We start from the raw sequence: 8,829 nt of genomic DNA, 5'->3' as shown, positions 1-8,829 counted from the left end.
CCCACCCCACCCACATCATTTTCAGCGGGCACCCCCTGACCGGCTCCCATACGACCATCCCCATCTTCTTCTCAGGAGCTGTAGCCAACCGAGAAAACCTCACCGGCCCCTTCTTCAGCGGGTACGGAATCGCCCGCATCCTCAAAACCCCTTATATCGCCATTTCAGACCCCCTGGTAGACGCTAACCCAAACATCAATGTTGCCTGGTACACCGGCGCCCACTCATCAGGATTTCAGGACGCCCTCCTGGATTTTCTTCACGGACTCATAGAAGTATCCGGCAAAAAACTTATTCTCATTGGCGGATCAGCAGGAGCCTTCGCAGCCCTCTACTACGGCCTTCGCCTGGGCGCTGGCGCAAGCATTTTCGCCTGGAATCCCCAAACCGATATCACCCGCTACATCCCCACCTTCGCCCAAGGCTACCTCACAGCAGCGGGAGCACCACTCGAAATCACCCAAGCCACCACTTGGCAAGCAGACGCCAAAACCTGGGCTTCTGGCAACCTAGACCTTACCCTGCCACCCAGCGAACAAATCATGGCCACCGACCGCCTGCTCGTCGTCCAAAACAAAAGCGACTGGCACCTCACCGCCCACCTCACCCCCTGGCTCGACACCACCGGGGCAACTCAACAAACCGTCGCCGACGAACCTGCCTGGGTGTACGACGACAACCACCTCGTCATCATCAGCGACCACGGCCAAGGCCACGCCACCCTGCCCACCGAAATCGTCACCTACATCCTCGGCGAACTCCTCACAGAAACTACCAGCGTCAGGGACGCCCTGGACTAAAAAGTTCTAGCCCACTTTTGAAATAAAATTCTAGGGCGAGATAGAATTATTTTGTGACGAAAAAACGCGACCTTATTAAAAATATAAATCGCGCGGCCAGGGAAAGAGGGCTGGTGGAAGTAAAAATGGCATCAAAAAACTACACTGTCAAAGCAACAAAAAACGGTAACTACTGGCACCTAGACATCGATGGCCTGCCTCAAGGGACGCAAGTGCGCAGACTGTCTGAAGCGCAAGATGCAGTTGCAGACTTAGTCAGTATTTTTACTGATGTACCAGCACATGATGTGACAGTAGATGTACGCATCCAGCTCCCCGAAAATGTTGCCAGCATCCGGAAAGAAGCTGATGAATTATTTGAGCAGGCCAGAATCTCAAATGCGCTGGCAGCTGAACGTTCTCGCCAGGCGGCAAAACTGCTTAAAGAACAAGGAATGACCCTCAAAGAAATTGGCCAAGCTCTCGACGTCTCATATCAAAGAGCAGCCCAACTTGTATCAGCATAAGGCCGCCATTTAGACCTGAGCATAGGAAAACGGCGGCCTCCCCTTGCAGGGAGGCCGCCGTTAGTGAGCTAGGGGGAGGGGCTTACTTGTAGGAGCCCAGCAGCACTGCCGCGCCGCCGTCCACGCCCTTAGCGCCCTGGACGTAGTCGGGGTTGGCCTTGTGCTCGCCAGAATCCTTCTGCACGGTGCCCAGAACCCAGGAAGGCAAGCCGCGCTTATTCAGACGCTCAACGGCCGCATCAGCAACCGACGGGTCAACCACAGCAATCATGCCCACACCCAGGTTGAGGGTGCGTTCCAGGTCAGCCTGGGGCACAGAACCCAGCTCACCAATCAGCTTGAAAATCGCCGGAATCTCCCAGGTCGAACGCTCCACCACACCCACGGTGCCCACCGGCAGCACACGGGCCAGGTTAGCGGCCAGACCGCCACCGGTCACATGCGAGAAGCCGCGCACACCCGAACCGGTCTGCCCGTCCTCACCGTTGACCGGGAAAGCCTCAATCAAATCCAGGCAGTCAGCGGTGTAAATGCGGGTGGGTTCCAGTAGCTCCTCACCCAGGGTGCGGCCCAGCTCAGCCACCTCACGCTCATACTCCCAGCCAGCAACCGAAAGCACCTTGCGCACCAGGGAGTATCCATTAGAGTGAATACCGCTTGAAGCCATAGCAATCAGCACATCGCCCTCGCGCACGCGGTCAGGGCCCAGCAGCTCGTCCGCCTCAACGATGCCGGTAGCAGCACCGGCGACGTCGTACTCGTCCTCAGCCAGCAGGCCGGGGTGCTCAGCAGTCTCGCCGCCCACCAGGGCAGTACCGGCCAGGGAGCAGCCCTCAGCCACGCCGCGCACAATATCGGCGATACGCTCAGGCACCACCTTGCCGGTGGCAATGTAGTCGGTCATAAAGAGGGGGCGGGCACCTGTCACCACGATGTCATCCACCACCATACCCACCAGGTCATGGCCAATGGTGTGGTGGATATCGAGCTTCTGAGCAATAGCCACCTTGGTGCCCACACCATCGGTGGACGTCGCCAGGTAGGGCTTGCGGTAATCCTTCAGCACAGACAGGTCAAAGAGGCCAGCAAAGCCGCCCACACCGCCCACTACACCGGCCCCGTGGGTTGCCTTGACGGCGTCCTTCATCAGCTCAACCGCGCGGTCGCCCGCCTCAACGTCAACACCAGCGGACGCGTAGGTTACAGCAGTCTTGTTCTCGCTCACTTTAGGCCTCTCCATCAGTGCCACCGGTAGTAGCACGCTTATCTTCGGGTAAAACTAGGGATTCAAGGTCAGAATCCGGGCCGGGCTCACACCCACCGGCACCGGACCCAGCCGGCACCTCAAACTTCTTCTCCAAGGTGGCCGTGCCCGGGCGGGTCTCAATCGACACAGCCTTGGCATGATCAGGCTTATGCGCCACCGGACGCTCCACCGTCACCTCAGCGGCAGAACCTGCCATGGGCCCGCCCTTGGAATCATCAAAAATGGACTTACCGCGGCGGTCTTCGCTGGGTAGCTCAATGGGGTACTTGCCGGTAAAGCAGGCGGTGCACAGGCGCTCGCGGGGCTGCTCGGTGGCGGCAATCATGCCGTCTTCCGAGATGAAGCCCAGGGAATCAGCGCCCAGGGACTTGCCGATCTCTTCAATGGTCAGCCCGTTAGCAATCAGCTCGGAACGGGAGGCAAAGTCAATGCCGTAGAAGCAGGGCCACTTAACCGGCGGGGACGAGATACGCACATGCACCTCTTTAGCGCCTGCCTCCCGCAGCATACGCACCAGGGCCCGCTGGGTGTTACCGCGAACGATAGAGTCGTCAATAACCACCAGGCGCTTACCCTCGACCACAGAGCGCAGAGGGTTGAGCTTGAGCCGAATACCCAGCTGGCGGATGGTCTGGGAGGGCTGGATGAAGGTGCGGCCCACATAGGCGTTCTTGACCAGGCCGTTGCCGAAAGGAATACCAGATTCTTCAGCGTAGCCAATGGCAGCCGGGGTGCCCGATTCCGGGGTCGGCATGACCAAATCGGCCTCAACCTTGTGTTCGCGGGCCAGCTGCCGGCCCATCTCCACGCGGGATTCGTAGACGCTACGGCCTGAGATAGTGGTGTCAGGCCGGGCCAGGTAGACGTACTCGAAGACGCAGCCGGCAGGCTTGGCTTCGGCAAAGCGCTGGGAACGCAGGCCGTCCTCGTCAATGGTGATAAATTCGCCGGGCTCAACCTCCCGCACAAAAGAGGCCCCCACAATATCAAGGGCGGCGGTCTCAGAAGCGATGACCCAGCCGCGATCCAGACGACCCAGCACCAGCGGACGCACACCCTGGGGGTCGCGCGCGGCGTAAAGGGTATGCTCATCCATGAAAACCAGGCAGAAGGCACCGGATAAGGTGGGGAGCAGATCGAGGGCAGCCTCTTCCAGGCTGGCAAAGTCATGATCCTTCAGCAGGGCGGTGACCAGGGCTGTGTCGGTGGTATTACCCTGGGCCAGCTCGCCACGTTCAGGGCGCTTGCCGCCATTCTTAGCCAGCAGGCGGTCGTAGAGGTCGGCCGAGTTGACCAGGTTGCCGTTGTGGGCCAGGGCCAGGGTGCCGTGGGGGGTATCGCCCAGGGTCGGTTGGGCGTTTTGCCAGATATTACCGCCGGTGGTGGAGTAGCGGCAGTGGCCGATGGCCATGTGGCCGCCCATAGAGTTCAAGGTGGCCTCATCAAAAACCTGGGAGACAAGGCCGATGTCCTTGTATACATTCAGGTGCTTGCCGTCGCTCGTTGCGATACCGGCAGATTCCTGGCCGCGGTGCTGGAGCGCGTACAGGCCGTAGTAGGTCAGTTTTGCAATATCCTCGCCCGGGGCCCACACACCAAAGACGCCGCATTCGTCTTTAGGGCCGTGGTCAACAGGGTCGAGATCGAAGGAAAGTTTTCCGTCAGGACGAGCCAAGGTAGGGGTTCCGTCTCTTTTGCTTGTGGTGGTTATCTTAAATCACATGAACAAAAGCATGTGAGTAAGCGAACATAACAAGTGTACCCTCTGAGCCAAACTGGGCATAAAGAACGCCCACCGTATGACCACTGCATGTCGCCTCATGACGCAGGGAACGGTGGGCGCACAACGGGAAACCCTTCAGACGACCTAGTCGCTAGTGCTGTAGGCCCGGTAGGTTTCGGTGCGCTTGGTGGAGCGGCGGTCAAGAATCAGGGCAAGTACCAGGGCCAGTACGGTGCAGAGGGTGCCGAACAAAACGGCCATGACACCGAAAACAGCAGCGAAGGTATAGTTTGCATGTTCGGGCCCGATGACGGTCGCAATGAAAGCTACCACCAGCCCAACCAGCAGGCCGGTAATCGCAAAAGCTGGCAAGGACGGCGCCCGCCGCACCGTCAGCTGGGCCCGGTCAGGGGCAGTTGCAGGGGCAAAATGCTGGCCTGGAGCAGCCTGCTTATCGGCCTCGGTCAGCGGCTTCTCTTCTCCAGCAGAAGGGCGGAACTTCGACATAAAACTCATAACACCCCACTTTACCTGAGAGCCCAACCCCTGGTGGGCCGGTTACATCAGGGGCAGAAACTCGCCCAGATCAGACCTCACCCCGGACGCCGAGAGCCGGGCGGCGGCGTCCTGAACCCTGACAAACCCCAGGGTCATAGCACACCAGGTTAGGGCGTCCGTCTCAACGACGTTAGGTGGGGTCCCGCGCGTATGGCGCGGCCCGGCAATACACTGGGTCACCCCAAAGGGCGGGATACGCACCTCCACAGAATTACCAGGTGCCAGGGTTGCCAGCTCCTCCAGAAGATAGCGGACGGCCGTCGCCCGGGTAGGCCGGGCCAGGGCAGCAAAAGCCGTCTCGGCCTCAGCGCCCAGGGGAGAGGTTCCCGCAGGCAGGCCAGAAAAAACCTGCCTGACCTGCGCGACTGCAGCCTGGCCGTCCGCCTCAGAAATCTTACGACGCGGGGCCACTAGAGCAGGCCCTCAAAAGCAGCACCCGGCTCAAGCGCCCCCACCGGGCGGCCCCCGCCGGTAATGGGCAGGGTACTGGCTTCAACAGCCCGATCAGCGGTTGATTCATCAACAAAACCAGCCACCTGCAGGGCCCGCACCGCCACAAGGGAAGCTGCGCGATTAGAACCATCCAGCATCTTCACCGCAACCGAAGCCCCAGAGCGTAAACCAATTGCCAACACGCCCTCAGCCCCCCGCTTGACCACGGCGTCCAAAACCTCACTCAGAACCGTGTCAGAACCACCGTGCCCGTGCACGAACTCGGGGTAATCAACCATAGCCGTGGCAACCGTAGCAGCCCGGGCATCAGCCTGAATATTCTCAACAGCTGCCCCCAGGGTTGAATAGGCCTTCGCCAGACCAACCAAGGACGTCGCGGCCAAGGTAGCCCCACACCCGTCCACCGTCACAGCCTGGGGCTTCTCCCCGGTCAAAGCCTCAATCGTCTCAAGTACCAGCTGCTGCAGGGGGTGGTCAGCCTCAAGATAATCCTCAATGGACCACCCCGACTTCACACAAGCCCACAAAAAGGCCGCGTGCTTGCCCGAACAGTTAAAGGCCAGCCGCTGCTTGCCATGACCAGCCTTCACCAGCGCATGGTAGCTAGGCTCATCAGCAGGCCAGGCCGGGGGACACTGCAGAGCATCCGCCGTCAAACCAGCCTCCTCCAGCACCGCCTGAGCCACCTTCATATGCTCAAACGACCCCGTATGCGACCCCGCCGCCAGGGCAATCTGAGCCCCCTGCAACTCAGCCCCCGCGTTCATCGACGCAATCGCCTGTAGGGGCTTGAGGGCAGAGCGGGCATAGACCAGGGCCTCGGGGTTCCCCAATTCCAGGACGCGCTCGCCCGCCGGAGACAGGACGACCACCGACCCCACATGCCGGGACTCCACAAAACCCCCGCGGGTCACCTGAGCCAGTTCCACTGCCTGATTCGCCTCAAAAGTATGCATGAAACCAGTCTAACGCCCCACCGCCCCGGCCCCAGAAACAAGAAAAGTCCGGGGTTAGTCCCATCTGTAGGTGCCTCAACACCGACACATGGGACTAACCCCGGACCCTCGCCCCGGGCGTCCTGGCCCTAAGCCTCGAACTTCAAACCGGTCAAACGCTCATAAGCCTCAACATAACGGGCCCGGGTCTTCTCAACCACCTCAGCAGGCAACTCAGGAACCGGCCCGGTGCCGTCCCACCCTGACTCCTCGCTCTTGAGCCAGTCACGCACATACTGCTTATCAAAGGACGCCTGCGCCCGGCCCGGCTCATAATCCTCAGCATCCCAGAAACGGGAAGAATCAGGGGTCAACACCTCATCGCCCAGGGTAATCTCCCCCCGGTAGGAATCAGTACCGAACTCAATCTTGGTATCAGCCAGAATAATGCCGCGCTCGCGGGCAATCTTCTCAGCGGTCTCATAGACGTAGAGGGTCAGCTCCTGCAGCCGGTCTGCAATGGGCTCGCCGACCTCCTCATCCAGCTGGGCCCGGGTAATGGGCTCATCGTGCTCGCCCACTTCAGCCTTACCGGTGGGGGTGAAGAGGGCCGGTTCTAGACGGGAGCCGTCCACCAGGCCAGCAGGGAGCTCATGCTCATTGACCCGGCCGGTCTTCCGGTAATCAGCCAGGCCTGAGCCGGTCAGGTAGCCGCGCACAATGCACTCCACCGGGAACATGTTCAAAGACTTGCAGATCATGGCCCGGCCAGCGACAACCTCAGGCACATCGGTTGAGAGCACATGGTTGGGAACGCCCTTGAGCTGCTCAAACCACCAGAGGGACATCTGGGTCAGAATCTTACCCTTGTCAGGAATCTCCGTGGGGAGCACCTGGTCAAAAGCGCTAATGCGGTCGGTTGCTACCACCATGACAGAACCTGCCCGCAACTCTGCATCGTCATTGACGCAGAAGCCGGTGACGTCCTGGGTATCTTCTTCGGGAATATAAAGATCACGGACCTTGCCGGAATACACGTGCTTCCAGCCGGGAATTTCAACGGGAGTATGTTTCAAAGGGGGTCTCCTGTGTGGAAGATATGGGAAAGGTGACTTGGGTGTCATGAGAAAAGTGACTGCCCCCTGCTGGGGCGCAGGTGGCAGTCACTGAAAGCTATTGTTGGGTGGGGATAAGGATGCGGTTTTCGGCAGCAGCCAAAGCGATGTCAGAGCGGTTCTGGGCGCCGGGCCAAGAAATCTTAGCTACACCCTCATACGCTGCTGCGCGGGCGTCCGCCAGGGTCTCACCCAGCGCGACAACAGCAAGTACGCGGCCGCCAGCGGTGACGATTTCGCCGTCCTTCTCGGCAGTACCAGCATGGTCAACGTGGACGTCCTGGAGGGCGTTGGCCTGCTCCAGGCCGGTGATGGCATCTCCCTTGCGGGGGGTATCGGGGTAGTTTTCGGCGGCCATGACCACGTCAACGGCGGTGCGGGGATCCCAGTCGAGGGCCAGGTCGGCAGGCAGTTCCCCCTTGGCTGCTGCCATGAGGACGCCACCGAGCGGGGTACGCAGGCGGGCCAGGACGGCCTGGGTTTCGGGGTCGCCAAAGCGGGCGTTGAATTCGATGACGCGGATCCCGCGGGAGGTTGCAGCCAGGCCACAGTAGAGGACGCCGACGAAGGGGGTGCCGCGGCGGGCCATTTCGTCGATGGTGGGCTGGGCGACGCGGTCAATGACTTCCTCAACGAAGCCCTCGGGCAGCCAGGGCAGGGGGGTGTAAGCACCCATACCGCCGGTGTTGGGGCCCTCGTCGTTGTCGAAGATGCGCTTAAAGTCCTGGGCGGGGGAGAGGGGGACGCAGTTGGTGCCGTCAGAGAGCACGAAGAGGGACACCTCGGGGCCGTCCAGGAACTCCTCGATCACCACGGTGCCACCGGCTGCGAAGCAGGATTCGGCGTGGGCCAGGGCGACTTCGTAGTCGTCGGTGACAACAACGCCCTTACCTGCGGCCAGGCCGTCGTCCTTCACGACGTAGGGGGCACCAAAAGCTGCCAGGGCGGTTTCGGCTTCTTCCCGGTTGGTGGCGACGCGGGCCAGCGCGGTAGGCACGTTGGCAGCGGCCATGACTTCCTTAGCGAAGGCCTTAGAGCCCTCAAGCAGGGCAGCAGGCTTGGACGGACCAAAGACCGGGAACCCGGCGTCCCGCAGGGTATCGGAAACCCCGGCAACCAGGGGAGCCTCAGGGCCAATCACCACCAGGTCAACGGCAAGTTCCTGGGCCAGGGCCAGGGCAGCTTCCGGGTTGTTAGCGTCAATAGCGTGCGTAGGGACGTCCTGCGCGATGCCTGCGTTACCGGGTGCAGAATGAACCTCTGTAACAGCAGAATCCTTCAGGAGAGCTCGAATAATTGCGTGTTCACGACCGCCGGGGCCCAGTACCAAAACCTTCATTCTCTTAGGTTACTTGGAAGGTCACGATTTGATGAAGATTTCTGGGCGTCCGTGCGTCATATCGGCCAAGATTTCACGCTGTGAACGCAAACCCGCCCCTCCAGACTGCCGGGAGACAGTTTGACGGGGCGGG

The 8,829-nt window shown here is 60.6% G+C and carries 9 protein-coding genes; 2 read left to right on the top strand and 7 right to left on the bottom strand.

The window, feature by feature from the left end:
• The coding region (locus ACMXX3_RS03535) for a hypothetical protein (protein WP_421083378.1) at positions 1–800 on the top strand (800 nt) is incomplete at its 5' end.
• Between the two features lie 53 nt (positions 801–853).
• Positions 854–1,306 carry a hypothetical protein gene (locus tag ACMXX3_RS03530; protein WP_421083377.1) on the top strand — a complete coding sequence of 151 codons (453 nt, stop codon included), beginning with the start codon at positions 854–856 and terminating at the stop codon, positions 1,304–1,306.
• An 82-nt stretch (positions 1,307–1,388) separates the two neighbouring features.
• Here the strand turns inward: ACMXX3_RS03530 and purM are convergent, their stop codons facing one another.
• The 7 genes from purM to purD all read right to left on the bottom strand — a co-directional run bounded on the left by purM (position 1,389) and on the right by purD (position 8,696).
• Positions 1,389–2,531, bottom strand: coding sequence for a phosphoribosylformylglycinamidine cyclo-ligase (gene purM, locus ACMXX3_RS03525; protein WP_421083376.1), 1,143 nt, complete (start codon positions 2,529–2,531; stop codon positions 1,389–1,391).
• Position 2,532: 1 nt separating this feature from the next.
• On the bottom strand, positions 2,533–4,248 hold the full coding sequence (gene purF / locus ACMXX3_RS03520) for an amidophosphoribosyltransferase (protein ID WP_421083375.1): 1,716 nt from the start codon (positions 4,246–4,248) through the stop codon (positions 2,533–2,535).
• 192 nt (positions 4,249–4,440) lie between these two features.
• On the bottom strand, positions 4,441–4,812 hold the full coding sequence (locus ACMXX3_RS03515) for a hypothetical protein (RefSeq protein WP_421083374.1): 372 nt from the start codon (positions 4,810–4,812) through the stop codon (positions 4,441–4,443).
• Between the two features lie 42 nt (positions 4,813–4,854).
• Positions 4,855–5,265, bottom strand: a complete 411-nt coding sequence (locus tag ACMXX3_RS03510) for a sterol carrier family protein (RefSeq protein WP_421083373.1) — start codon at positions 5,263–5,265, stop codon at positions 4,855–4,857.
• Positions 5,265–6,263, bottom strand: coding sequence for an asparaginase (locus ACMXX3_RS03505; protein WP_421083372.1), 999 nt, complete (start codon positions 6,261–6,263; stop codon positions 5,265–5,267). Before ACMXX3_RS03505 ends, ACMXX3_RS03510 begins: the two co-directional genes overlap by 1 nt.
• 128 nt (positions 6,264–6,391) lie before the next feature.
• Positions 6,392–7,366, bottom strand: a complete 975-nt coding sequence (locus ACMXX3_RS03500) for a phosphoribosylaminoimidazolesuccinocarboxamide synthase (protein WP_421083371.1) — start codon at positions 7,364–7,366, stop codon at positions 6,392–6,394.
• Between the two features lie 49 nt (positions 7,367–7,415).
• Entirely contained in the window at positions 7,416–8,696 is a 1,281-nt protein-coding gene (gene purD, locus ACMXX3_RS03495; RefSeq protein ID WP_421083370.1) for a phosphoribosylamine--glycine ligase, read from the bottom strand.
• Positions 8,697–8,829: the final 133 nt, after the last annotated feature.

This window comes from Rothia nasimurium, from assembly GCF_049068285.1.
GTDB lineage: Bacteria > Actinomycetota > Actinomycetes > Actinomycetales > Micrococcaceae > Rothia > Rothia nasimurium_I.
Note: the sequence above shows the minus strand (reverse complement) of the source record. Positions and strands in the feature narration are given on the sequence as shown.

Excerpts from the sequence above, each read along its gene's own strand:
- ACMXX3_RS03515 (WP_421083374.1), bottom strand. The coding sequence starts at position 4,812 with ATGAGTTTTATGTCGAAGTTCCGCCCTTCTGCTGGAGAAGAGAAGCCG.
- purD (WP_421083370.1), bottom strand. The coding sequence starts at position 8,696 with ATGAAGGTTTTGGTACTGGGCCCCGGCGGTCGTGAACACGCAATTATT.
- ACMXX3_RS03500 (WP_421083371.1), bottom strand. The coding sequence starts at position 7,366 with ATGACACCCAAGTCACCTTTCCCATATCTTCCACACAGGAGACCCCCT.
- ACMXX3_RS03505 (WP_421083372.1), bottom strand. The coding sequence starts at position 6,263 with ATGCATACTTTTGAGGCGAATCAGGCAGTGGAACTGGCTCAGGTGACC.